The sequence below is a fragment of the Gilliamella sp. Nev5-1 genome (genome assembly GCF_001690895.1).
In the GTDB taxonomy this organism is placed as follows: domain Bacteria; phylum Pseudomonadota; class Gammaproteobacteria; order Enterobacterales; family Orbaceae; genus Gilliamella; species Gilliamella apicola_C.
The window spans coordinates 18,847-44,001 of the sequence record NZ_LZHO01000011.1 but is presented as its reverse complement, the minus strand read 5'-3'; the positions used below and the strand labels follow the sequence as shown (position 1 = coordinate 44,001).

Sequence of the window (25,155 nt, the reverse complement as noted above, 5' to 3'; positions counted from 1 at the left end):
CCGATTGATATTAAACATTGCTATGATGATTTAAATTGATCGTTAATAACTTTTTATTAGTACAAGATTAGTACAAGCAGTTAGGCTTGTTTTATTGGTTAATTTATTTTATTGTTTGAGAATTATCTTGAATTAGCACTCGTTTATTTAAATTTAATATCGTTTTACTTGTATTCGCGTTATACTAAATAAACTTATATACCACAGCAAAAGGAGACTTGATAATGGAGTTTGATACTTCAGTTCTTTGCGATTATTACCCAGAAGACGTTAACGTTGTTGAACCGATATTTAGTAATTTTGGCGGTGTGACATCATTTTCAGGTCAAGCTGTAACAGTTAAATGTTTTGAAGATAACGGGCTACTATACGAAATTTTACAATCGGACGGTTCAGGTAAAATTCTTGTTATTGATGGTGGTGGTTCTGTTCGTCGTGCATTAATTGATGCAGAGCTAATCGATATTGCCGTGCAAAATCAGTGGGAAGGGATTATTGTTTATGGCGCTGTTCGTCAAGTTGATCACCTGGCTGAAGCTGATATTGGTATTCAAGCGCTGGCAGCAATTCCAGTTGGTGCTGAGGATCAAGGAATAGGTGAAATCGATATTCGAGTTAACTTTGGTGGCGTAACTTTCTTTTCTGGTGATTTTATCTATGCTGATAACACTGGTATTATTTTATCTGAAATTGCGCTCGAAATTGAAGATAAATAAAAAATAACCTATACCGCCGAAGCCTATCGGCGGGTTTTATATTTAGATGCGCGCTTTTCTGAAGTTTTTTAACAAGGATTTTGTTAATGCTAAATTATTCGATTACGAATATAACCGCCAGTTACCGTTTTAATCAGTCCCTCTAGTTCCATATCCAATAATTTAGTTGTCACTTCGGAAATCGGTAAATTGACTTGCTGGGCAATAATATCAATAGGAATAGGTTGGTGGTGAATCACAGCAAAAATTTCCGGATACAAAATAGAATGACTTGGCGCTTCTTTAATTGAATTAAGCGAGTTATTTACTACTGATAAATAGTTATAATAATGCTCTAAAATATCAGCAGGCTTAGAAACCAAATAAGCGCCTTGTTTAATTAAATAATGAGTTCCACTACAGTTTTCATTATCAATATCGCCAGGTAAAGCAAAGACATCGCGATTTTGTTCAAGTGCATAGCGTGCTGTAATTAGTGAACCACTTTTTTCTGATGCTTCAATCACAAAAGTACCTAAACTTAATCCGCTAATAATTCGGTTTCGACGAGGGAAATAGACTGATCTGGCTTTTTCAAATGGTAGAAATTCAGAAACAATGGCGCCACCTTGTGACAAAATATCATTGGCTAAGCTTAAATTTGATCTTGGGGCAATCTTGGCTAATCCACTGCCTAGAACTGCAATAGTCGGGCCAGATACTTCAAGCGCACCACGATGGCAAATTGCATCTAACCCTAGCGCCAAACCACTGGTTATGGTTAAACCATTAATAGCTAATTCGCTTGCAAAATATCGTCCCCATTGTGCTCCATATTCACTAAATTCGCGACTGCCCACCATAGCCAATTGAGGAGAATCTAGTAACTGCCGATTACCTAAAACAAATAATAATAAAGGCGGAGAATCAATTTGCTTAAGTAGTAAAGGATAATCATTATCGCAATAGGCAATAAGATATTTTGGTGGAAAAGGTGAATCTAACCATTCAAGTATTGGCTCAAAATGTAGGTATGATGTTTCATAAAAAAGTGCTAATTGAATGTCTGATAATCCTAGTTTATTTAATAGAAGAGAGACATCTTTTATGCTACTAGGTAAACCGTTAACAAAAAGTTGCATAATTTTTTCAAAAATGGCTCGTTTTCCATATCTAAGCATTGAAATTCGTAATAAAAATTCATATTTACTCATCATAACCCTTTTTTATATACAGCTTAAACAGGCGTCATATCTTGAATTGATAAGATATATTTTATCAATAGCCAACAAGGGCTATTCATCAGTATGATAAATGTTTACAATGAATAATAGATGGAATAAACCCGAAATTTGAGGAGTAGATCGAATAATTTATGGCTATTTTACCAGTATTACGTTTTCCTGATGAGCGACTTCGCAAAGTTGCTAAGCCTGTTACCAAATTTACACCAGAGTTACAAACCATTATTGACAACATGATTGAAACCATGTACGCCGAAAATGGTATTGGTCTGGCTTCTACCCAAGTCGATGTGCATGAACAAATTATCGTAATTGATGTATCAGAAGACAAAAGCCACGTTTATGTGATTATCAACCCAGAAGTCATTAGCCAAGACGGTGAAACAGGTATTGAGGAAGGCTGTCTATCGGTACCTGATTGCCGTGGTTTTGTGCCAAGAGCTGAAAAGATTAAAATTAAAGCACTTGATCGTAATGGCAATCCTTACGAAATTGACGCTGATGATCTATTGGCTATTTGTATTCAACACGAAATGGATCACTTAAAAGGTAAGCTTTTTGTCGATTATCTTTCACCATTAAAACGCCAACGAATCGAACAAAAAATGAAAAAACTTGCCCGAGAAGAGCAACGCAGTAAATAAAATTAACCGCCAGTACTTGGCGGTTAAACTCATTACGCTTAGCTATTTAGCGACAATAACCATGGCAGGGCGAATTAAACGGCCATTTAAGGTATAGCCTTTCTGAATGGTATTAACAATTTGTCCTGACTGATGTTCAGGTGATTCAACCATACTTATCGCTTGGTGTACATCAGGATTTAATTGAGAATCTTCGGTATTAATCACTTCAATACCAAATTTTTTGACAGTGTCTAAGAATGATTTTAATGTCAGTTCTAATCCTTCAACTGTCGCTTTATGTTCTGGATTCGCTTTGTCTGTCGATTCTAAAGCGCGTTCTAAATTATCAATAACGGGTAATAATTCGTTAGAAAATTTTTCGAGTGCAAACTTACGCGCTTTATCAACATCTTGCTCGACTCGTTTACGAACATTATCAATTTCAGCTCGCGCACGAATCATGGCTTCACTTTCATTTTTTTTCGCTAATTGCAATGCTTGTTCAAGCTCTGCAATACGAGCATCTTTTGCACTTAATTGTTCTTCAAGATTTGGTTGCGCAGTTACTTCTTGCTCGGCTGTTGCTTCTACTGGTGTGTCAATGTTAGTTTCATTTTCTGACATATTTTTATCTTGCTCTGTCATAGGGTACTCCAAATAATGTAGTCGAAAACTTAGTGAATAACGGTTATTATGGGGGCAATTTTTATGATTACAAGCCTATCATCATATTGATATGTGATTTTTTGAATTATTATCAAAAAATACAGATGGTTGTGTAAAAAATAACAAGGATATTTTATGGATACACCATTTAAATGTATTGGCTTAATTGGGCTTCCGCGTAAATTAGAAGCAATAGAAACTCATCAAGTGCTTTATGATTGGCTTGTTAAACTTGGTATTCGCGTGCTGGTTGAAGAGCGCTTAGCGGATCACATTCAATTTTCTGTTAGCCACTACGCCTCGTTGGAAACAATTGGTGAGCAAGCCGATCTCGCTATTGTTGTAGGGGGAGATGGAAATATGTTGCATTCAGCTAGGCGACTATCGCACTATAAAATCAAAGTTATTGGTGTCAATCGCGGTAACCTCGGTTTTTTAACTGATATTTCTCATGAACAAGTGATTGAACAATTAAGTCCTGTTATTGCTGGTAAATATGAGGATGATCCCCGCTTTTTGTTAGAAGTGTCTATTTATGATAATGGTAACTTGATTAACTCAAGTTTTGCCGTCAACGAAATTGTTGTTACTCCTAATACCGTTGCACATATGATTGACTATGATGTCTACATTAATGAACGCAATGCCTTTTCACAGCGAGCAGATGGGTTAATTATTGCCACACCGACAGGCTCTACCGCTTATTCACTATCGGCGGGAGGTCCTATTTTAGCTCCTCATTTAGATGCATTAATTATTACACCAATGTTTCCACATTCATTAGCGGTCAGACCATTAGTGATCAAAAGTGATAATGCTATCCGCTTAAAATTCCCAACGACAGCACTGGATCTTAATATTGCTTGTGATAGCCAAATTATTTTGCCTGTCAAACCCACACAAGATGTGATTATTCGCCGTTCTTCGTATGAGTTTAATTTAATTCACTCTAAGGATTATGATTATTTTAATAATCTTTCAAGCAAATTAGGATGGTCACAAAAGATGTTTTAGCTAGTGTTATTAAAAAATTTCAGAGAAATATGCATGTGAATATCAGATCATTGAGCCTTACCTTATTGGCGACATAAAACCCATCTAATTGCCCCAAGCTTAGTATACGATATTAGAAACTAGGGCTATGATGTATCAGAAAGAATATAAATTAAGCACGATAAAAACCATTCAGAAAAGCTATTGATTTTATTTTGGTTTTTTATTTAAGCGATTATAAACAATAATATTCATCTTTTTACCACAAGTCTATCGCATGAAGTACGACCCAATACATTAAATAGACCGTTTAATCCGGTTAAACTCAACCTAGTTTGGATGACCGACATCACTGATATCCCCCCTCTTGAAGGTGGATTATACTTCGGTGTAATGATTTATTCGGTCGAAAAGTGATCTGCCAGCAAATAAGCTCATATATTGATAGGTATTGAGTTTGTAGCATGCGCAAACATACCTTATTTCGTCGTCAATTTAGTGTATTGATAGTGGCGAGTATTGTCTTATATTTTGGCGAGGATCACGCTTCATCTCTTAAATAATTAATGTCATGACATAAACTGTGAATGATGAAAAGATAGCTGCAATCACATCATCTACCATAATGCCAAATCCACCGGGGATACGTTTATCAAACCAGCGAATTGGCCAAGGTTTTGCCATGTCAAACACTCTAAATGCCACGAAAGCTATGGCAATCCACATAACTGAAAGTTGCGGAATAAAAAATAGGGTGATCCACATGCCGACAAATTCATCCCAAACGATATGCCCTGAATCGTGCGTATGGGTATCATCCGATGTTTTTTGGCAAATAAAACAACCAAAAATAAAAGTCACTAAAATAAATATCCAGTATAAAGCTGGCTGTAAACCATAAAACAAAAGCCATAACGGGATAGCCATTAATGAACCCATAGTTCCCGGCATAATCGGTGACATGCCGCTACCCAATCCTACTGCTAAAAAATGAATGGGATTGGTCAGTTTTAGGTATTTTTTAAAATTTTTGTTTCGCTCTTGTTTGGTCATGATTCAATATTCTTTTAGATAAAATTATGCCGACATTAAGTCGGCAAAAAGAAAGGCGCTTATGTTAACAAAACACCTTTGTATTAATTGTGACAATATTATTCGTCTTTGGTTAATGTTGCAACCATTACCGCTTTAATGGTATGTAGCCTGTTTTCGGCCTCGTCAAATACAATACTATGCTCAGATTCAAATACATCATGAGTTACTTCAAGCCCATTGGTTAAGCCATATTGTGCTGCCATTTGTTTACCCACTGTCGTATTTATATCATGAAAAGCAGGCAGGCAGTGCATAAATTTGACATTTGGGTTACCAGTGAGTTTAATCACGTTTTGATTTACTTGATATGGTGTTAATAGCTTAACTCGCTCATCCCAAACATTTTTAGGTTCGCCCATTGACACCCATACGTCCGTGTATAAAAAGTCGACGTCTTTAACGCCTAAAGTCACATCTTCAGTTAAGATAATTTTTGCTCTTGTCATTTTGGCAATATCTTGGCACTTTTGCACAAGTTCGGCTTCCGGCTGACAAGCCTTTGGTGCAACTAATCGAATCTCCATCCCCATTAACGCTGCACCTTCCATTAATGAATTTCCCATATTATTCCGAGCATCACCTAAATAGGCAAATTTAATACTGCTTAATGGTCGATCTCCTATATGCTCTTGCATTGTCATAAAATCGGCTAATATTTGGGTTGGATGTGCTTCGGTCGTTAAACCATTCCAGACTGGCACACCTGCATATTTTGCTAAGGTTTCAACAATTTCTTGACCATAACCACGATATTCAATTCCATCATACATTCGACCTAGCACGCGCGCGGTATCTGCAATCGATTCTTTATGCCCAATTTGGCTACCACTGGGGCCTAAATAAGTGACATTCGCACCTTGATCAAATGCACCAACCTCAAAAGCACAGCGTGTACGGGTGGAGTCTTTCTCAAAAATTAACGCGATATTTTTACCAATCAAATGTTGTTGTTCTCGCCCTTGTTGTTTGGCTTGTTTTAATTCTATGGCAAGATTAATTAGTTGATTGATTTCGGTAGGGGTAAAGTCGAGTAATCGTAAAAAATGGCGCTGATAAAAACCGTGCATGATATTGCTCCTAATAACCGTAATTATTCAAAAGATTCTATTTGAATAATTATGCAAATTCAAGTTAAACATAATAATCATCCCAATATTTTGTTTTTACGTTGAGAACGTCTCAAAAATTAGACATGATTATCAAAGTAATTTTTATAATATTACTTTTTTTGTACAAAAAAGTGTAATAAAATGACCAATTATTATATCTTTATAGATAAGTAAATTTGAATTTATATTCAAAATTAACGATCATTTATTCAAAAGGTCTTTTTTATCATGCAAACTTATGCCCTCCTTATGTTACAAGATGGTTCGCAATTTATCGGAAAATCAATTGGTGCTGATGGGCACTCTGTTGGGGAAGTAGTATTTAACACCTCAATGACCGGCTACCAAGAAATCCTTACCGATCCTTCTTACTGTGAACAATTGGTTACACTGACCTATCCTCATATTGGTAATGTCGGAACAAATGATAATGATGCTGAATCCAGCCAAATTTATGCAAAGGGATTGATTATTCGTGATTTGCCATTATTAGCCAGCAACTACCGAAGTGAACTCGATCTTTCCAGCTATTTAAAAAAGCATAATGTTATTGCCATCGCCGATATTGATACACGGCGCTTAACGCGTATTTTGCGTGAAAAAGGAGCACAGCATGGTGTTATTATAACGGCAACGGATAAAAAGACCTTACTTGAAAAAGCCGAAATAGCCAAACAACAGGCAATAAATTTTAAAGGATTAAGTGGGCTTGATTTAGCTAAAGAAGTGACGTGTTTGACAAGTTATATTTGGACTCAAGGCATATGGACAAGACAACAACAGCCTAATCCAATACCAGAAAAACAATTACCATACCATGTTGTTGCTTATGACTTTGGCGTAAAACGCAATATTTTGCGCATGTTAGTTGAGCGTGGTTGTAAATTAACAGTCGTACCAGCCAAAACGACAGCAGAACAAGTCCTTGCATTAAAGCCAGATGGAATATTTTTATCTAATGGCCCAGGTGATCCAGCCCCTTGCCGTTATGCAATTGAGGCTATTAAGCAGTTTTTAAATGCTGACATTCCCATCTTTGGTATCTGCTTAGGTCATCAACTTTTAGCACTAGCATGTGGCGCTAAAACGATTAAAATGAAGTTTGGTCACCATGGCGGAAATCACCCCGTTAAAAATCTTGAAAATAATCAGGTTATGATCACCGCTCAAAATCATGGTTTTGCAGTAGATGAAGCAAGTTTGCCTGCTCATTTAAGAGCCACTCATAAATCACTATTTGATGGTTCACTGCAAGGTATTCATCACAATTACAAACCAGCTTTTAGTTTTCAAGGTCACCCAGAAGCCAGTCCCGGACCACATGATGCCGCACCTCTTTTTGATCATTTTATTGAGTTAATTAAAATTTATAAGCAGGAGCAATAATTATGGCGAAGCGAACAGATATCAACAGTATATTAATTATTGGCGCAGGTCCAATTGTTATTGGTCAAGCATGTGAATTTGATTATTCGGGAGCACAAGCCTGTAAGGCGCTACGTGAAGAAGGCTATCGCGTTATTTTAGTTAATTCCAACCCAGCCACTATCATGACGGATCCTGAAATGGCCGATGCCACTTATATCGAGCCAATTCATTGGACATGCGTTCGCAAGATTATTGAACAAGAAAGGCCAGACGCCATTTTACCAACCATGGGCGGTCAAACAGCGTTAAACTGTGCATTAGAGCTTGAAAAACAAGGTGTATTGAAAGAATTTAATGTTGAAATGATAGGTGCAACAGCAGATGCTATTGATAAAGCCGAAGATCGTAAACGGTTTGATGAGGCGATGAAAAAAATCGGCCTTGATACCGCTCGTTCAGGCATTGTGCATTCGCTTAAAGAAGCTTATGCCGTTCTTGAGCAAGTTGGTTTTCCTTGCATTATTCGCCCGTCCTTTACCATGGGGGGAACGGGGGGCGGAATTGCATATAACACAGAAGAATTTGATGAAATTTGTACCAGAGGACTTGATCTTTCACCAACCAATGAACTGCTCATCGATGAATCATTGATAGGTTGGAAAGAGTACGAAATGGAAGTGGTGCGAGACAAAAATGATAACTGCATTATTGTTTGTTCAATTGAAAACTTCGATCCAATGGGTATTCACACCGGTGATTCAATTACTGTTGCGCCGGCACAAACCTTGACGGATAAAGAATACCAAATCATGCGTAACGCTTCGATCGCGGTACTGCGTGAAATTGGCGTTGAAACCGGTGGCTCCAATGTACAATTTTCCGTTGATCCAAACACTGGGCGATTAATTGTCATTGAGATGAATCCGAGAGTATCACGTTCATCAGCGTTAGCTTCTAAAGCTACCGGTTTTCCAATTGCTAAAATCGCTGCTAAATTGGCAGTTGGTTATACACTCGATGAATTATCGAATGATATTACAGGGGGTAAAACACCCGCCTCATTTGAACCGTCAATTGATTATGTTGTTACCAAAATTCCACGCTTTAATTTTGAAAAGTTTGCTGGTTGTAACGATCGTTTAACCACACAAATGAAATCAGTTGGTGAAGTGATGGCCATTGGGCGTACCTTCCAAGAATCAATACAAAAAGCGTTGCGAGGGCTTGAAGTTGGTGCTTCAGGATTTGATCCTAAAATTGATAATTATACTGATGAAAAAAATATCACCAAAATTCGTTATGAGCTCCAAGAAGCGGGTGCTGATCGGATTTGGTATATTGCTGATGCTTTTAGGGCAGGATTCAGCTTAGAAGATATCTTTTTACTTACCAATATTGATCGTTGGTTTTTAATACAAATTGAAGAGTTGGTTAACCTTGAAAACAAGCTAAAGAAGCAGTCACTTGCACAGCTCGATTTAGAAACATTATGGCAATTAAAACGTAAAGGTTTTTCAGATTTACGCATTGCTAAACTACTTAATACCACCGAGCAATCGGTTCGCGATTTACGTCATCAATATCAAATTCACCCTGTTTATAAACGTGTTGATACCTGTGCGGCTGAATTTGCAACCGATACCGCTTACCTTTATTCAACCTATGAGCAAGAGTGTGAAGCCAATCCTCAATTTCGCCGTAAAAAAATTATGATCCTAGGTGGTGGTCCTAATCGAATTGGTCAAGGTATCGAGTTCGATTATTGCTGTGTGCATGCAGCATTAGCTCTGCGTGAGGATGGTTATGAAACCATTATGGTTAACTGTAACCCAGAAACCGTGTCAACCGATTATGATACTTCTGATCGCCTCTATTTTGAGCCAGTTACGCTTGAAGATGTGCTTGAGATTGCGCATGTTGAAAAGCCAAATGGTGTTATCGTGCAATATGGTGGGCAAACACCACTAAAACTCGCCCGTGCACTTGAAGCGGCAGGTCTAGCTATTATTGGTACTTCACCCGATGCTATAGATAAAGCCGAAGATCGCCAGCGTTTTCAAGAAGTCGTCGATAAATTGAAATTAAAACAACCAGCCAATGCAACGGTGACCGATATTGATGAAGCTATCACCAAAGCGGAAAAAGTCGGTTACCCATTAGTGGTTAGGCCATCTTATGTATTAGGTGGTCGGGCAATGGAAATTGTCTATAATGAGCAAGATTTACGGCGTTATTTTAAAACAGCGGTAAGCGAATCGAATAATGCCCCTGTCTTACTTGATCACTTTTTAGATGATGCCATTGAAGTAGATATTGATGTGATTGCTGATGGTGAACAAATTGTCATTGGTGGTATTATGGAACATATTGAACAAGCAGGGATCCACTCTGGCGATTCAGCTTGTTCATTACCTACACACACACTAACCCCAGAGATTTTAGACCAACTCAGGCAACAGGCTAAACAGTTAGCACTTGAGCTTGATGTGAAAGGCTTAATGAATGGACAGTTTGCTGTTAAAGATAACCAGATTTATTTAATCGAAATCAACCCGCGAGCAGCTCGCACTGTCCCTTTTGTCTCAAAAGCAACTGGCTTACCTCTCGCTAAAATCGCCGCACGAGTGATGGTAGGAACAACCTTGGCACAACAAAATGTAACTAAAGAAGTCATTCCTTCTTATTACTCAGTAAAAGAAGTGGTCTTACCGTTTAATAAATTTAGTGGCGTTGATCCTATCTTAGGACCTGAAATGCGCTCAACGGGTGAAGTTATGGGCATCGGTAAAACCTTTGCTGAAGCCTTTGCTAAAGCACAACTTGGTAGTTTATCAAATATGAAAAAATCAGGGAAAGTGCTACTATCTGTGCGTGACCAAGATAAAACAAGGCTGTTAGGCGTTGCTAAACGATTAATTGCTCATGGATTTACTATTGACGCCACCATCGGGACGGCAAAAGTGCTACAACAAGCTGATATACCATGCCAAATTGTTAAAAAAGAAAACGAAGGGCGTCCAAATATCCACGATCATATAAAAAATGGGGAATATAGTTATATCCTTAACACCACATCAGGACGAGCAGCTATTGAGGCATCCAAAATATTGCGCCGAAGTGCCATTCAATATAAGGTGCATTACGATACGACAATGAATGCAGCTTATGCCACAACAGCAGCGTTAGATTACGATCCTACGCATAACGTAACACCACTACAGGCGCTTTATCCATAGCCTAAAAGACGAGCAATGCTCGTCTTTTATAATCTATTAACTGATATAATCGATTAACTTAAATTAGCTTGCTGGTGAAGGCTCTGCTGACATCGCCCAAATATCTGCCTCAGCTAAATCATGAATATGATTTGCAAAATTATAACAACGTTGAAAAATCTTATTATCAAAATTGCTTTTATACAAGATTGCTTTGCTAGAATAAAAAGAATGAACTTACTGCTTGTAACCACAAGAAAAAGCTCGTTTTTTCTGCAATATCGTGTTAATTTATTTATTATATTTTAATTAATTTAACAAGTTATCATATATGGATATGATTCATTCCTCTGATCTAAAAACGATCATGCATTCCAAGCGTGCCAATATTTATTATTTAGAACATTGCCGTGTTTTGGTTAATGGTGGGCGTGTTGAGTATGTGACGGAGCAAGGGCAACAGTCTTTATATTGGAATATCCCAATAGCTAATACTACCTGTATTTTATTAGGCACCGGAACGTCATTAACGCAAGCAGCCGTGCGAGAGCTTTCACGTGCAGGCGTCATGATTGGTTTTTGTGGAGGAGGCGGAACCCCACTTTTTTCATCAACTGAATCTGAGTTTGCCTGTCAATTTTTTTCGCCACAAAGTGAATATCGTCCTACAGAATACCTACAAAGCTGGTGTCAATTTTGGTTTGATGACAAGCGTCGGTTACAAGCAGCTAAGTTATTGCAACAAACCCGGCTTAAGATTATTAGCGAATGTTGGCCCAAATTTGATTGGGATATCGATAAAATGAAATTAGAGCAAATCCTTGTGGATGCAACACAACAATTTACTGATGTGGATAATAGTCAAGCACTTTTAGCTGCTGAAGGGCGAATTAGCAAACGCCTTTATGGCATAGCAAATCAATTAACACTACAAGATGATAAATTTAAGCGTGAGCATGGTACGCATGGTAAAAGTCATGACCCGGCTAATCAATTTTTAGATCATGGTAACTACTTAGCCTATGGTCTTGGTGCAACGGCTTGTTGGGTGTTAGGTCTCCCTCATGGGCTGGCTATTTTACACGGAAAAACTCGGCGCGGTGGTTTAGTTTTTGATGCGGCCGATATTATCAAAGATGGCATTGTATTACCCCAAGCCTTTTTATCAGCTAAACAAGGGGATAGTGAAAAAGAATTTCGTATGGCGTGCATTGCGCAATTTGCCCAATTAGAAGCACTTGATAAAATTATTGATACCTTAAAACAGATAGCCGATCAAATATGAATATTTTACTTGTTAGCCAATGCAAAAAGAACGCCTTAACTGAAACACGGCGGATTATCGATCAGTTTGCTGAACGTTGTGGAGAACGCACATGGCAAAGCCCAATGACCGAAGCTGGTCTACAAACACTCTATAAATTGTTACGCAAAACCGCACGAAAAAATACCGCGGTTGCCTGCTATTGGACACATGGTAAAAATTTAACTGATCTTTTGTGGATTGTGGGTGATCGCAGTCAATTTAATCAAGAAGGGCGCGTCCCAACCAACCGTACGTGGCGTAATATTTTACGCAGTGACAGCGAAAATTGTTGGCAATATGCAACCACTATTCAATTAATCACAACCATAGCAGCATTACTTCATGATTTAGGTAAAGCAACGATTGGTTTTCAATCTAAATTACGAGCAGAAACAGCTGTGGCTGCTGATCCTTATCGACATGAATGGATTTCGTTGCAATTATTTTTATTAATGATTCAAGACTGCCCCACCAACGAAGCCTTATTTAATCGATTAGCAAATTTTACTGAATATCGACAACAGCATCCTCATTGGTACAAACAGCTCACCCAAGTCGAAAAAAATGATCTTACCCAATTGCCTTTATTGGCACAGTGGATCGCGTGGCTCATTGTGTCGCATCATCGAATGCCGTTTTTATCGGTCTCATTAGATGGCGATAAAGGAAAGAAGCAAAAGCAAGAATTATATCTTTCAGGTTTAAAAACAACAACTTTCTATAGAATACTAACAGCTGTTGATAAATGGGTTAAAAACAGCTATAGCCAACACTCATCCCCCAACGATTTTTGGCAACTAAAAAGTGATATCACCTTAAGCCAACCTTGGCTTAAAAAATTAAGCCGTTATGCAACCAAAGCCCTAAACCATATTCCTTTAATGCACTTATCTACTATTGACCCGTTTGTATTGCATATTTCGCGTTTAAGTTTAATGGTGGCTGATCATAACTACTCAAGCTTGTCTTTAGCATGTGAAGAGGCAAAAGAAAATGAAACAATACTGATTGCTAACACAAATTACCAAAAAAAGCCTAAACAGTGTTTAGATGATCATTTAATTGGGGTCGCTAATTTAGCGGCTCGCTTTACTCGTTTATTACCTAAAATAATCACAGAATTACCTGCCATCAATCAACATAAACCTTTCACCAAACGAACAACTATAAAACGATTCCAATGGCAAAATCACGCGTTTGATTTAGCCAAAAGTTATCAACAACTATCTGATGAATGCGGCTTTTTTGGCGTGAATATGGCATCGACTGGCTGCGGTAAAACCTTAGCCAATGGGCGGATTATGTATGCACTTTCTAACCCTAAACGGGGCGTGCGTTTTACCATTGCATTGGGATTACGTGTTTTAACGTTACAAACAGGTAAAGCATTAAGAGAAAGATTACACTTAAGTGATGAGCATCTGGCGATTTTAGTGGGTGGGCGTGCCACAAAAACCTTGTTTGAACTGAGTAATGAAGAAATTCAACAAAACGATTCTCAAAAAAAATCAGAAAACCAAGGTAGTGAATCTATCGAATCGTTACTTGATGAATATATTGATGTAGCAGAAAGTGGTATTGCGGATTGTGAGTTAGGGACGATTATCGAAGACAGTAAAGCACGGCAATTACTTTATGCGCCCATTGTGACATGCACTATTGACCATATTATTCAAGCGAGTGAATGTGGGCGTGGTGGTAAATATATTGCACCCACGTTAAGATTGTTAACCTCAGATTTGATTTTAGATGAGCCGGATGATTTTGATCAACATGACTTACCTGCACTGGCTCGCTTGGTGCATTTAGCTGGGTTATTTGGTAGCAAAGTGCTACTCTCATCAGCAACCTTAACACCAGATTTAATTGCCGGATTATTTGATGCTTACCAAGCAGGGCGAAAAATTTGGAATCAAAATAACCAATATGCCAATAATGCCATTGTATGTGGTTGGTTTGATGAATATGAACAGTCGATATCACCAATTGCTGATACTAAAACGTTTAGCGATCACCATCAACAATTTGTAGCAATGCGCATTCATCAATTAGCACAAAGTGCAATCCGTCGCCAAGGACATATCTTAGATCTATTAAACTACCAAGAAAAGCAAACCGAGAACCAACAAAAACTCAATTATAGTGTACTTGCTGAGCAACTATTAGCACAAGCTTATCAATTCCACCAAGATCATCATCAAATAGATAAAGAATCACAAAAAAAGGTAAGCATTGGTTTAATGCGTTTTGCCCATACCGAAGATGTTATTTCACTTACAGAACAAATTTATGCCCAAACCAAGTTACCTACTGATACTGCTTTTCATATCGTGGTTTATCATGCTCGGCAACTGCTGTTATTGCGTAGCCAGTTAGAAGAAAAACTTGATAGAATTTTAAATCGTAGTGATGAACAGGCATTATTTCATCAGCCTGAAATTATCGATGCCATCAAAGATAGCGATAAACAAAACCATATTTTTATTGTTATCGGTACGCCAGTGACCGAAGTCGGACGCGATCACGATTATGATTGGGCAATTGTTGAACCATCATCCATGCGCTCTATTATCCAGCTAGTGGGGCGAGTATGGCGTCACCGACCACAAAAAATGGCACAAAAAGCCAATGTGGCGATATTAGGATCGAATTTAACGGCAATTAAAGCTAATTATCGTACGGATAAGGCCTGTTTTACTAAGCCTGGATTTGAAGAAGAGTCATTATTCTTGCTGAAAACCCATAAAACAAATGAACTCATTCCTGCTCATCAGTTAGTGAATATAGATGCGGTTCCTCGTATTAAGTCTTGCCCTGAAGATGGGCTAACGCTCGCCGAATTAGAACATAAGGTCATGGCAAATCTCTTTGCGATTCATGCCCGTAAAAGTAATTATGTTACCAGCTATTGGCAACCAGACTTAGCACATCACCATTGTGTGCATTTACAGGCAATTTCACCATTTAGAGGGAATAATAAGACACAAGATGAATATATCTGCCAACTTAATGATGATGGCGATTATCAATTTAGCTATGCAGATATCGCATGGCAAACACCAGATGAGCGCTGCCCAAGTACTCAAAATAACCAAATCAAATACAAACACTGGTTATTTGAAAATCCGCAAGTGAAACCATGGTTAGAAAATAGTGTAGAACAAGCCATAACAAAAATAGCGGAACATTTCCCCAATAAAAACTTATACCGATTAGCCAATGAGTTTTGTAGTGTCAGCTTATATCGGAATAGCAATTGGCATTTTCATCCTTATTTTGGTTTTTATAAAAAGAAAGGATAAAAGAATATTGTTTTATACTGAAACACATAGTTACCTGAAACTTTTTTGAGAAAATATCAGCAGGTGAATAATGGTTGCTAGTAAAAGCGAGGTAATTCTTTTATACTTGATGGCACTGCTGTGTAAGCAGTTTAGAAACATTAAATTTTTGTTTTAATTTAATAGTTCCACCGCCGCATAGGCGGTTTTTATTTGTCAATAACGCTTAATTTATTAAAATAACATTCCCATTAAATTTTATTTTTAATTTATTATTGATCTATTTGCTTCTTTCGTATATATTTGTTTCGTGATTTACTCACAAATATTAAGAAGCTCTTATCCGATGTTTACGTCATTTGATAAGAGCATATTTCAACCTAGGCATAAATGAAGGAGAAATACTATGTCTAATAATAAATATTTTGTTATACCTCGTCAAATTTCTTTTGATAAAGAATTACTAAATCAAGTACAAAAATTTGTTATTGATTCACCCGCTGCTAATGATGAATTGATTGTTTTATCAGTGCAGTCTAAATATTATTCAATTCGAGATCTAATGAAAATTCTAAATATTTCGACAATTAAAGAAATTAAATATTTGATTAAGAAATTAAAGCTTGAACAAGATAATTATAGATATCTTAATTCCAATAAAGAATGGGTGTATAACAGTAATGCTTTAAATATATTGAATTTATACTTAAAATTTAAAGCAGCATAGCATTAAATTAAAGGCTTATATTTAATGATATAAGCCTTTTTAATTTCGAAAAAATATAAGGAGGGTCAATGAACAATATTTCTTGGCAAGATATAAGAAAGGTAATTTTAGACTTTCTACAACAACGGCTTGCCAATAATAGTAATTATAAAAGTGAAACTGCTAAGCTAGAAAAAGCAAAAGAGGCGGGTGATTTAGTTGCAGTTAATGAAGCTCAGCAAAAATTAGATGAGTTAGCCAAGCGATTTGATTTTGAAACGTGGATGGAAGATGCAGCAACAAGGAGAATATTTTGGATTTCTTTATGTCATTTTATATCAAAAGGAATTCATTCTTCTAGCTTGGGTGATAATATTAATCATTCAACACGATCTCAACCAACAGGACAGCAATATATTTCTTCAGCAACACCTACAATTATTCCGATAGATTGCTCAGGGAATGCGGCTGCTCTTGATATTTTTTCTTTATTAAATCAATCTATTAAAGATGATATAACATTTTTACAATTGATAGTAGATGAGCATCCAGCTATTTTACCCGCTCTTTCAGATGATCGACAAAAAGCATCGCTTTATTTAGCTAATTTTAAAAAAGCAATCTTTAATGATTTTAGCAAACCTAAAACCTCGGAATTGAATAAGCAATTATATTGGACGAATAGTGAAGAGACTTATTTATCTGATCAAGAAAATAATTATCGATTATTAATTCCTTTGCATCCGAGCTCATTGTGTCATTTGGTTTATCAAAAAGTACAATCACGATTTTCAGAAGAAAATAAATATGCACGAGAATTGCGTAAGAAAAAGGATGTTGTACATCAGCCTTATTTTTCTTTTCATGATTTAGCCGTTGTTAAATTGGGAGGAAGTAACCCTCAAGGCGTAAGCCAGTTAACTAGTAATCAGGGCGGGCGCAACTTTTTATTACCCTCAATGCCGCCAAAATTGGCTAAAACTGCTTTTCCTTCAATTTCAAACTTTAAGGAAACTATTTTTGATCAAGCTCTTCAATATTATTGCCGATATGGTTTTAAATTATTATTTGAGACAGTTCAAGACAAAAAAAATAATTTCTTAGTAAGAAATAAGAGAAAAGAGGCATTTTTTATCATTTTAACATTAGTTCTTAAGTTTGCGGCACATATCCAAAAAACCAAAGATGCCGGTTGGAGTCGGGAATCTTCGCTTAAATTTTCGCAACAACTTTGGCTTGATCCAAAACGAGCACTATTGGATGGTGAAACAGATTTTAAACTAAGATACGAACAAGGTGATTGGCAACAAGAGCTAGAAAAACAATTTGCCTCTTGGATTCAAACGATTTTAAAAAATAAATTCAAAAATATTGAAAAACAATTTGATGATGTTGAATATAGTGAATGGCGAAGTGAATTTAATGCGGCAGTAAAAGCGAGCCAACGCAAAAGAGAGGGGATATTTTAATGGCATCATTAACTTATTATTTATTCTTTGATCATGTCCAAATTCATAATGCTAATGCAATCTCTAGCCCATTAACCTATGGATTCCCTGCTATTTCAGGATTTTTAGGGGCGATTCATGCTTTAAGTCGAAAAATTGAATCAGAAAATCCCATTTACTTAGATGGTGTGTTAATTGCATGTCATGAATGTGATGTACAAGTTTATCGACCAAGCAACTATGCGGATTATACGTTTCGATTAACGCGCAATCCACTCTCTAAAAATGGCAGTACTCGTTCCATTATTGAAGAAGGGCGCGCTCATTTAGATGTTTCATTACTTGTCGAGGTAAAAATTGAAGATCCGGAGACATTATATGACGTCGAGCAAAAACAAGCATTTATCCAACAAATGGAACAGAAGCTTTACCAACAACGTATAGCGGGTGGTCATGTGGTATTTATTGGCGATGTCAAATTAATTTCTTCTGATGAACCAGATATTGATTTAGCTAATTTATTATTACCGGCATTTGTTTTAGTTGAAGCACCACAAGATTTACAAGATATTACTGCTGAATTACAGCAACAAGATCCTAATGCTACCGCACTGGATGCATTAATTGAAACGGCAATGCTACACCATAATCCGCAAGAAGATGGGCATTGGCAAACCACGTCGGTTAAGCAAGATCGTGGTTGGCTTGTTCCTTTACATTTGGGCTATCAAGCAATTTCGCCGCTGTTTGCCGCAGGTAAGGTTGAACATGCACGCAGTAATGAACATGCCACGCAATTTGTGGAGTGTATATATGGGCTGGGTAAATGGGTCTTTCCTTTGCGTTTGCAAAAGAATTTATCACAGGCTTTTTGGCGTTATCAATGTAGTGAATTGCAATCTAATGATGCAGAAATTTATATTATTAATCAAGAAACCAATTAAGTAAATTTAGAAAATTATAGAATAAGGAATACATTATGAGTAAAGATAAAATTACCACCGCCAGCGTACTTGCTTTTGAACGTAGTTTTGATATTTCAGATGCCATTTTTGCACAGCAGGATCCTAAAGATAGCAATAAATTATCCCCTGTTGTGGTCACTGAAAAATCAGTGCGAGGCACTATTTCAAATCGCCTTAAAAATGCAGTAGCCAACGATCCAACCAAATTAGATGCTGAAATACAAAAACCAAATTTACAGACAGTTGATGTTGCAGCATTAGATGCCGATAAAGAGACTTTAGTGATTAAATGGAGCTGTAAAGTGTTACCTTTTTTAGGTAAACCGTCGGTATGTAATGAAATTGAATATCAAGAAGCGTTAGAAAAAACAACCCAAGACTATATCCAAACACAAGGGTTGACTGCGTTGGCTAAGCGTTATGCCATTAATATCTTAAATGGTCGTTGGTTATGGCGCAACCGTATGGCAGCGGAGCAAATTAGCCTGTCAATTACTCGTAAAGTTGATAAAGATAATAAAGGTAGTAAGGGTGAAAAAACAATCGTCGAAGTGAGTGATGTTAAGCAATATCAACTGAACTCATTTGATTATGATGATAAAGCAGTAAATGATCTCGCAGTGCTGATTGAAGCAGGCTTATTAGGTAAAGAATTTGTGATTTTTAATGTTGAAGCTAAACTAAAAATGGGCTTAGGGCAAGAAGTTTACCCGTCACAAGAATTAATTCTAGATACTGGCAAAACTAAAAGTAAAGTATTGTATGAGAAGAACAAACAAGCGGCTATGCATTCCCAAAAAGTCAGTAATGCCATTCGAACTATCGATACTTGGTATGACGATAATGCACCATTCCCAATCGCAATAGAACCGTATGGCTCGGTCACTTCAATGGGGCATGCTTTCCGTCAACCAAAACAGAAATTAGATTTTTATACTTTGTTTGATAATTGGGTATTAAAGGGTGAAAAACCAACGCTTGAGCAGCAACATTATGTGATTGCGGTATTAATTCGTGGTGGTGTATTTGGTGCCAGCGGTAAGGAGTAAATAATATGCACTCACACTATTTAGAGTTGCGAGCGATTTCGCAAATTGAAATCACCGAGGTGGATGTGATGAATCAAGTGATGCAGTCTCTCCACCAAATTTTGGTCAATCATCAAGGAAATATTGCAATAAGCTTTCCTTGCTATAATGTGCACCGAACATTAGGCGGAGTAATTCGCCTATTTGGTACCGAGCAGGAGCTACAAAACCTTAAAGCAGATATACAGCAAAAATCATCAATTAGTGATTATGCTTTACTGATGTCTATTGAAGCTATTCCCGTTACGATAAAAGGTTATTTACGTTTAATTCGTATTCATCCAAAAGGGCAAAGCGCATTGAGGCGTGCTGAAAAACGATTAACAGCACAAGGTAAATGGTCGGCAGAGGTTAAACAAAAAATGATAGAAAAATGGGGAAGCGTTAATTTGCAATATCCTCATATTCACCTTGCCAGTAAAAGTACAGGGCAAAAGTTTATTTTGTGGTTAAAACAAGAAAAATGCTTAAAGCCTGTATCAGGTACATTTAATAGCTATGGGTTAAGCCAAACAGCTACCGTTCCCGATTTTTAAATTGGCAACCCTTTTTTTGAGGATAATTTTAACTAATTGATTATTATTGATATTAATATGAGCTCAAAAAAAGGGTAAAAATAGGGGAAAATATCGAAAGCTCTTTTACAATAAGGCAATTTTGCAAAAAAACTCTAGTTTACTGCCGCATAGGCAGTTTAGAAAACGGCCTGGCAGCTGCTTGTTCTTCGATATAGGTTTACTGCCGCATAGGCAGTTTAGAAAAATGGTATTGTTTATTACTTTCAACTGCCCAAGTTTACTGCCGCATAGGCAGTTTAGAAAATTGCCGATACAATACTTTGTGCAAGGTTTAAGTTTACTGCCGCATAGGCAGTTTAGAAAATTCTCGACCTCTACTATCATGATATTTATCTGTTTACTGCCGCATAGGCAGTTTAGAAATAACAACTTCTGAAGTGAATGATAACAAGTGGGTTTACTGCCGCATAGGCAGTTTAGAAAGTTATTCTCAATCAAATAAATGTTACCGGTACGTTTACTGCCGCATAGGCAGTTTAGAAAACGATTGTATTTTCTATTCTACCGCCGACTAAGTTTACTGCCGCATAGGCAGTTTAGAAATTTGTAGAATTCGAATTGTGTTCCCAGACTTGGTTTACTGCCGCATAGGCAGTTTAGAAAACTGTAAATTTCAGTCCAATTATCTCCAGAATGTTTACTGCCGCATAGGCAGTTTAGAAATCAACAAGTAACATATCTGGATGTGGTTTATAGTTTACTGCCGCATAGGCAGTTTAGAAATACAACTCATAAAAAAATCTGTAATGATTTGAGTTTACTGCCGCATAGGCAGTTTAGAAATTGAAAAAGCCGAAGAAGTTAAGAGTGAAAGTTTACTGCCGCATAGGCAGTTTAGAAAAGAGTGGGGGTTAACCTTGCTTGATAATATAAGTTTACTGCCGCATAGGCAGTTTAGAAAAAAGTGTTTCTAGTTTTTATTAACTGAAACACTTTATTATTAGTATCATCAAGTAACTATTCTGCGCCAATTTGTGTACTCATTTTTATCTCTCGATTATCGGCGATTTCTAAATTTGACAATACGGCTAATTGAGGAAAATTCTGACGTAAAAATTGTGATAACATCGGTCTTAGTGTATGGTTCACTAATAATACTGGTGGAGCACCGATTGCTTCTTGTTGATTAATGGCTTGCTTAACTTGCTCTATGATATGCTCAGCTAGTCCTGGCTCAAAATTGCTTGTATTTTGTAGAGCTTGTAATAATAAGCGTTCTAAATTGATATTTAATCCTATTACACTGATTGGATCTGAACCTGGAAACCATTGTTGGGTGATAACTCTGCCTAAAGCCATTCTGACCATACTAAGTAATTGATAAGCATCATTTTGGGTAGGCGCATGTTCACAGATTGTTTCAATAATGGTACGCATGTCACGAATTGATACTTTTTCGGCGATCAAGTTTTGTAATATTTTATGAAAAGTGGTTAGTGTAATAACCCCAGGGATAAAATCTTCCACTAGTTTTGGAATATCTTGTTTGATTCTTTCGAGCAACTCTTGGGTTTCTAAGCGCCCTAATAGATCGCTGGCAAATTGTTGTAATAAATGATTAAAATGAGTGGCAATCATGGTACTTGTATCCACAACAGTGTAACCTAATATTTGTGCATTTTCCTTATTGCTTTCATCAATCCATATTGCAGGTAATCCAAAGGCGGGTTCAGTTGTTGGAATACCTTCGATAGTTTCGGTGACATTACCCGGATTAATAGCTAACCATTTATTATTAACAATTTCACCTTTGCCGATTTCGCCACCTTTGATAAATATCTTATATTGATAAGGTGCTAATGAAAGATTGTCTCTTATATGAACTTGGGGCGGTAAAAATCCCAGTGTTTGCGCAAATTTTTTGCGTAAACTGCGGATCCGACTGAGCAATTCACCGTTTTGGGTTTGATCTACCATAGGGATAAGCCCATATCCTACTTCCATTGCTAATATATCTTCAATATTAACATCTGACCACGTCGCTTCGATATTGGTTGGTGTAGTTGCTTGTGCATTAACTTGTTTGGGTTGCGTTGTTTGTTGTGTTTTTCTCTGTTTAGTTAGCCACCAAGAAAGTGATGATAAAATAGCGGTAAAGAGTAAAAATACTAAATTGGGCATACCAGGAATTAGCCCAAGTAAACCAATGACAACCGCGGTTAAAATTAATACTTGTGGATTGTTAAATAGCTGGCTGAGCATTTGTTCGCTGATATTGTCTTGTGATGATACACGCGTAACAATTACACCAGCTGCTGTTGAAATGATTAATGAAGGAATTTGCGCAACTAACCCATCACCAATAGTGAGTAATACATAGGTTTTACTCGCATCAGATAGTGTCATATCATGTTGGATAACTCCAACGAGTAACCCTCCAATAATGGTAATTGCCATTATCAATAACCCAGCGATAGCATCGCCACGGACAAATTTACTGGCACCATCCATTGAGCCATAAAAATCTGCCTCTTGACTTACTTCAGCTCGGCGTGCTTTGGCCTCGTCTTCTCCTATTAAGCCAGCGTTAAGATCGGCATCAATAGCCATTTGTTTACCTGGCATACCATCTAAAGCAAAGCGTGCACCAACTTCAGCTATTCTACCTGCCCCCTTGGTGATGACCATAAAGTTAATGATAACTAGAATGATAAATACGACGATACCGATAGCAAAATTACCACCAACCAAAAAGTGCCCAAAGGCTTCAATAACTCGCCCAGCTGCAGCGCTACCCGTATGCCCTTTTAGTAATACCACTCGTGTCGATGCAACGTTTAACGATAGCCTTAGTAAAGTTGCAAACAATAAAACAGTTGGAAATGCTGCAAAATCAAGCATGCGTTTAGTAAATAATGCCACAATTAATATAATAATTGATAACGCAATATTAAACGTAAAAAATAGATCTAAAATAAATGCCGGAAGTGGTAATACCATCATTGAAAGAATCAATAAGATTAGCATTGGGCCAGCTAAGATCTGATAATGTCCACTCTTTAATGTATTTATTGATAATAAAGTTAGTAGTTTAGATTTAATCATAAGATTAGTAATTACCTTTATTTATTTTCGGATAATGATTCAGGTACAGGTAAATTATTCGGCACAGGTGGTTTATCACCGCCGTATTTATGCCAATGTTTTAATTGATATACCCAAGCTAATATTTGTGCGACAGCAGTATATAATTCAGTTGGAATCGTTTCACCTATTTCGCCATGGCGATATAAAGCCCGCGCAAGAGGAGGGGCTTCTAATTGGGGAATGTCATGTTTATTAGCAATTTCTTTAATGCGCAGTGCAAGTTTGTCAGTACCTTTTGCCAATAACTTTGGTGCAATCATTGTTTTTTCATCATATTGCAGAGCAACGGCGTAATGGGTTGGGTTGGTAACAATGACATTGGCTTTTGGCACATCTTTCATCATTCGTCGCCTAGCAATTGCTTGTTGCATTTGGCGAATACGTCCTTTAATTTGCGGATTTCCCTCTTGCTCTTTAAACTCATCTTTAATTTCTTGTTTTGACATTTTCAGTTTTTTTAAATTGCTCCATATTTGATGAAAGATGTCAAAACCCACCATGGGTATTAACGATATAACGCTTAGTATTGCGCAAAGGATCACTAACTGTATTGCTTTAGCTAGTGCATCATTTAAATGCATATGGGGCAACGAAAGCATGTCAGGAAAATGGTGCATTAAAAACAATGTTGAAGTGATAGCAATTAAAATAACTTTAAGTATACTTTTTAGTAACTCAGAAAAAATTTTAGTACTAAATAACCTACTCAACCCAGATATTGGATTGAGTTTTTTAAAATTTGGTTTAATTGATTGTAGGCTAAAAAGCAATCCCCCCACACAAAGTGGTGCAAAGAGAGCAATAATCACTAAACCCAAAAAAATTGGCGCAATTGACAAAAAACCATGGGTGAATGAGTTAACTAAATTGGAGATGATTAACTTCTCATCTTTGACTTTGTACGAAAACTTCATTGCCGTTTTTATGATTGCGATTAACTGGTTAACTAAATATGAGCCCATCAACCAAAATAATATCGTACCGATTAACAAGATTAATAACGAAGTTAATTCACGAGATCGAGGGATCTGTCCTTTTTCCCTAGCCTTTTTTATTTTGCTATCGGTGGGATGTTCGCTTTTATCTAGATCATTATCGTCAGCCATGATGAATTAAATGAAACTTCATAGTTTAATTAACGTTTACCATGCTAACAGTATGAACTAATCGCTAATAAGTTATTGGCTTAATAAGAGGGCATTTTTGGGGGTATTTATCTCGTTTACCATCGACAAAGATCAATTTTCTCAAACTTTGGCTCGCTTAGATAAGATAACATCGGTTTGTTGATAACCATTATTAGTATAAATAGCAGGGCTATTTAGGCCTTTAAGATAATTAATCGTTTGTTGGGTTATATTCATACGATTTTGGATAATTAATCCATTATCGCGATTTATATTGGCTAACAATTTTGTTTTATCAGTAATTAATTGCCAATGTGTTGCGATTGCTGAGTTCTCTATATAAGGCGGTTGAATATTAAATTGTTTATTTAATTTTATCCGTTTTTCATCAAGTAACTTTAATTGAATGAGTAACTCATTTTTTTTATTGATAATATCATTTAACTGATTGGTTGTACTATTTTCAATTAATAGTTGCTGCTCTGTTTGTAGAATTGTTGAAAGTGTTTGTAACATTTCTGTTATTTTATTTAGGATGTCATTGAGTGCTAACATTTT

The 25,155-nt window shown here is 36.8% G+C and carries 20 protein-coding genes and 1 CRISPR repeat array; of the genes, 12 read left to right on the top strand and 8 right to left on the bottom strand.

Annotation, left to right across the window (positions count from 1 at the left end; genetic code table 11):
* Window positions 1-224 precede the first annotated feature (224 nt).
* On the top strand, window positions 225-716 hold the full coding sequence (rraA, locus tag A9G41_RS01890; protein ID WP_065568263.1) for a ribonuclease E activity regulator RraA: 492 nt from the start codon (window positions 225-227) through the stop codon (window positions 714-716).
* Between the two features lie 89 nt (window positions 717-805).
* On the opposite strand, the gene dprA is transcribed toward rraA, so the two are convergent.
* Window positions 806-1,909 carry a DNA-processing protein DprA gene (dprA, locus tag A9G41_RS01885; protein WP_218057909.1) on the bottom strand — a complete coding sequence of 368 codons (1,104 nt, stop codon included), beginning with the start codon at window positions 1,907-1,909 and terminating at the stop codon, window positions 806-808.
* A 161-nt stretch (window positions 1,910-2,070) separates the two neighbouring features.
* Here dprA and def point away from each other — a divergent pair, with 161 nt between their 5' ends.
* Window positions 2,071-2,583, top strand: coding sequence for a peptide deformylase (gene def / locus A9G41_RS01880; RefSeq protein ID WP_065581514.1), 513 nt, complete (start codon window positions 2,071-2,073; stop codon window positions 2,581-2,583).
* Between the two features lie 42 nt (window positions 2,584-2,625).
* Here def and grpE read toward each other — a convergent pair whose 3' ends face one another.
* Window positions 2,626-3,210: a nucleotide exchange factor GrpE gene (grpE, locus tag A9G41_RS01875; RefSeq protein ID WP_065581513.1), complete on the bottom strand. Its 585-nt coding sequence runs from the start codon at window positions 3,208-3,210 to the stop codon at window positions 2,626-2,628.
* Between the two features lie 156 nt (window positions 3,211-3,366).
* Here grpE and nadK point away from each other — a divergent pair, with 156 nt between their 5' ends.
* Window positions 3,367-4,245 carry an NAD(+) kinase gene (gene nadK / locus A9G41_RS01870; protein WP_065588334.1) on the top strand — a complete coding sequence of 293 codons (879 nt, stop codon included), beginning with the start codon at window positions 3,367-3,369 and terminating at the stop codon, window positions 4,243-4,245.
* 534 nt (window positions 4,246-4,779) lie between these two features.
* Here nadK and A9G41_RS01865 read toward each other — a convergent pair.
* Both A9G41_RS01865 and argF read right to left on the bottom strand, forming a co-directional pair.
* Window positions 4,780-5,277 carry a phosphatidylglycerophosphatase A family protein gene (locus A9G41_RS01865; protein ID WP_065581511.1) on the bottom strand — a complete coding sequence of 166 codons (498 nt, stop codon included), beginning with the start codon at window positions 5,275-5,277 and terminating at the stop codon, window positions 4,780-4,782.
* 98 nt (window positions 5,278-5,375) lie between these two features.
* The gene (argF, locus tag A9G41_RS01860) at window positions 5,376-6,386 is read right to left on the bottom strand and encodes an ornithine carbamoyltransferase (RefSeq protein ID WP_075539247.1); all 1,011 of its coding nucleotides are present in this window, start codon (window positions 6,384-6,386) and stop codon (window positions 5,376-5,378) included.
* A 270-nt stretch (window positions 6,387-6,656) separates the two neighbouring features.
* Here argF and carA point away from each other — a divergent pair, with 270 nt between their 5' ends.
* Both carA and carB read left to right on the top strand, forming a co-directional pair.
* Entirely contained in the window at window positions 6,657-7,814 is a 1,158-nt protein-coding gene (gene carA, locus A9G41_RS01855) for a glutamine-hydrolyzing carbamoyl-phosphate synthase small subunit (RefSeq protein ID WP_075539246.1), read from the top strand.
* A 2-nt stretch (window positions 7,815-7,816) separates the two neighbouring features.
* Window positions 7,817-11,032, top strand: a complete 3,216-nt coding sequence (carB, locus tag A9G41_RS01850; protein WP_075539245.1) for a carbamoyl-phosphate synthase large subunit — start codon at window positions 7,817-7,819, stop codon at window positions 11,030-11,032.
* A 63-nt stretch (window positions 11,033-11,095) separates the two neighbouring features.
* Here the strand turns inward: carB and A9G41_RS14630 are convergent, their stop codons facing one another.
* Window positions 11,096-11,218: a hypothetical protein gene (locus tag A9G41_RS14630; protein ID WP_257005078.1), complete on the bottom strand. Its 123-nt coding sequence runs from the start codon at window positions 11,216-11,218 to the stop codon at window positions 11,096-11,098.
* Between the two features lie 124 nt (window positions 11,219-11,342).
* Here A9G41_RS14630 and cas1f point away from each other — a divergent pair, with 124 nt between their 5' ends.
* The 7 genes from cas1f (at window position 11,343) to cas6f (ending at window position 20,341) form a co-directional block, all read left to right on the top strand.
* Complete coding sequence (gene cas1f / locus A9G41_RS01845; protein WP_065579847.1) at window positions 11,343-12,296, top strand: type I-F CRISPR-associated endonuclease Cas1f; 954 nt, start codon at window positions 11,343-11,345, stop codon at window positions 12,294-12,296.
* Window positions 12,293-15,619 (top strand): type I-F CRISPR-associated helicase Cas3f, encoded by a 3,327-nt coding sequence (gene cas3f, locus A9G41_RS01840; RefSeq protein ID WP_075539244.1) that lies wholly within the window; start codon window positions 12,293-12,295, stop codon window positions 15,617-15,619. Before cas1f ends, cas3f begins: the two co-directional genes overlap by 4 nt.
* Before the next feature lie 385 nt (window positions 15,620-16,004).
* Window positions 16,005-16,325 (top strand): hypothetical protein, encoded by a 321-nt coding sequence (locus A9G41_RS01835; RefSeq protein ID WP_065579849.1) that lies wholly within the window; start codon window positions 16,005-16,007, stop codon window positions 16,323-16,325.
* Between the two features lie 68 nt (window positions 16,326-16,393).
* Complete coding sequence (gene csy1 / locus A9G41_RS01830) at window positions 16,394-17,773, top strand: type I-F CRISPR-associated protein Csy1 (RefSeq protein ID WP_065579850.1); 1,380 nt, start codon at window positions 16,394-16,396, stop codon at window positions 17,771-17,773.
* Window positions 17,773-18,696: a type I-F CRISPR-associated protein Csy2 gene (gene csy2 / locus A9G41_RS01825; RefSeq protein ID WP_065579851.1), complete on the top strand. Its 924-nt coding sequence runs from the start codon at window positions 17,773-17,775 to the stop codon at window positions 18,694-18,696. The genes csy1 and csy2 overlap by 1 nt, the downstream gene beginning before the upstream one ends.
* A 35-nt stretch (window positions 18,697-18,731) precedes the next feature.
* Window positions 18,732-19,766 carry a type I-F CRISPR-associated protein Csy3 gene (gene csy3 / locus A9G41_RS01820; RefSeq protein WP_075539243.1) on the top strand — a complete coding sequence of 345 codons (1,035 nt, stop codon included), beginning with the start codon at window positions 18,732-18,734 and terminating at the stop codon, window positions 19,764-19,766.
* 5 nt (window positions 19,767-19,771) lie between these two features.
* Window positions 19,772-20,341, top strand: a complete 570-nt coding sequence (cas6f, locus tag A9G41_RS01815) for a type I-F CRISPR-associated endoribonuclease Cas6/Csy4 (RefSeq protein WP_065588418.1) — start codon at window positions 19,772-19,774, stop codon at window positions 20,339-20,341.
* Window positions 20,342-20,478: 137 nt separating this feature from the next.
* A CRISPR array of direct repeats spans window positions 20,479-21,284; the repeat unit is 28 nt; unit sequence GTTTACTGCCGCATAGGCAGTTTAGAAA.
* 56 nt (window positions 21,285-21,340) lie between these two features.
* Here the strand turns inward: cas6f and flhA are convergent.
* The 3 genes from flhA to A9G41_RS01800 all read right to left on the bottom strand — a co-directional run bounded on the left by flhA (window position 21,341) and on the right by A9G41_RS01800 (window position 25,152).
* On the bottom strand, window positions 21,341-23,428 hold the full coding sequence (gene flhA, locus A9G41_RS01810) for a flagellar biosynthesis protein FlhA (protein ID WP_075539242.1): 2,088 nt from the start codon (window positions 23,426-23,428) through the stop codon (window positions 21,341-21,343).
* A gap of 17 nt (window positions 23,429-23,445) precedes the next feature.
* A complete protein-coding gene (gene flhB, locus A9G41_RS01805; protein ID WP_075539241.1) occupies window positions 23,446-24,576 on the bottom strand; it encodes a flagellar biosynthesis protein FlhB in 1,131 nt (376 codons plus the stop codon).
* A 141-nt stretch (window positions 24,577-24,717) separates the two neighbouring features.
* On the bottom strand, window positions 24,718-25,152 hold the full coding sequence (locus tag A9G41_RS01800; RefSeq protein WP_065581500.1) for a flagella synthesis protein FlgN: 435 nt from the start codon (window positions 25,150-25,152) through the stop codon (window positions 24,718-24,720).
* Between the last annotated feature and the right edge of the window lie 3 nt (window positions 25,153-25,155).

What these genes read in the sequence shown, in the direction of transcription:
- nadK (WP_065588334.1), top strand. Translation starts at nt 3,367, where the DNA reads ATGGATACACCATTTAAATGTATTGGCTTAATTGGGCTTCCGCGTAAA.
- carB (WP_075539245.1), top strand. Translation starts at nt 7,817, where the DNA reads ATGGCGAAGCGAACAGATATCAACAGTATATTAATTATTGGCGCAGGT.
- csy2 (WP_065579851.1), top strand. Translation starts at nt 17,773, where the DNA reads ATGGCATCATTAACTTATTATTTATTCTTTGATCATGTCCAAATTCAT.
- carA (WP_075539246.1), top strand. Translation starts at nt 6,657, where the DNA reads ATGCAAACTTATGCCCTCCTTATGTTACAAGATGGTTCGCAATTTATC.
- csy1 (WP_065579850.1), top strand. Translation starts at nt 16,394, where the DNA reads ATGAACAATATTTCTTGGCAAGATATAAGAAAGGTAATTTTAGACTTT.
- cas6f (WP_065588418.1), top strand. Translation starts at nt 19,772, where the DNA reads ATGCACTCACACTATTTAGAGTTGCGAGCGATTTCGCAAATTGAAATC.
- A9G41_RS01835 (WP_065579849.1), top strand. Translation starts at nt 16,005, where the DNA reads ATGTCTAATAATAAATATTTTGTTATACCTCGTCAAATTTCTTTTGAT.
- rraA (WP_065568263.1), top strand. Translation starts at nt 225, where the DNA reads ATGGAGTTTGATACTTCAGTTCTTTGCGATTATTACCCAGAAGACGTT.
- flhB (WP_075539241.1), bottom strand. Translation starts at nt 24,576, where the DNA reads ATGGCTGACGATAATGATCTAGATAAAAGCGAACATCCCACCGATAGC.
- csy3 (WP_075539243.1), top strand. Translation starts at nt 18,732, where the DNA reads ATGAGTAAAGATAAAATTACCACCGCCAGCGTACTTGCTTTTGAACGT.
- cas3f (WP_075539244.1), top strand. Translation starts at nt 12,293, where the DNA reads ATGAATATTTTACTTGTTAGCCAATGCAAAAAGAACGCCTTAACTGAA.
- def (WP_065581514.1), top strand. Translation starts at nt 2,071, where the DNA reads ATGGCTATTTTACCAGTATTACGTTTTCCTGATGAGCGACTTCGCAAA.
- argF (WP_075539247.1), bottom strand. Translation starts at nt 6,386, where the DNA reads ATGCACGGTTTTTATCAGCGCCATTTTTTACGATTACTCGACTTTACC.
- A9G41_RS01865 (WP_065581511.1), bottom strand. Translation starts at nt 5,277, where the DNA reads ATGACCAAACAAGAGCGAAACAAAAATTTTAAAAAATACCTAAAACTG.
- dprA (WP_218057909.1), bottom strand. Translation starts at nt 1,909, where the DNA reads ATGAGTAAATATGAATTTTTATTACGAATTTCAATGCTTAGATATGGA.
- cas1f (WP_065579847.1), top strand. Translation starts at nt 11,343, where the DNA reads ATGGATATGATTCATTCCTCTGATCTAAAAACGATCATGCATTCCAAG.
- flhA (WP_075539242.1), bottom strand. Translation starts at nt 23,428, where the DNA reads ATGATTAAATCTAAACTACTAACTTTATTATCAATAAATACATTAAAG.
- grpE (WP_065581513.1), bottom strand. Translation starts at nt 3,210, where the DNA reads ATGACAGAGCAAGATAAAAATATGTCAGAAAATGAAACTAACATTGAC.
- A9G41_RS01800 (WP_065581500.1), bottom strand. Translation starts at nt 25,152, where the DNA reads ATGTTAGCACTCAATGACATCCTAAATAAAATAACAGAAATGTTACAA.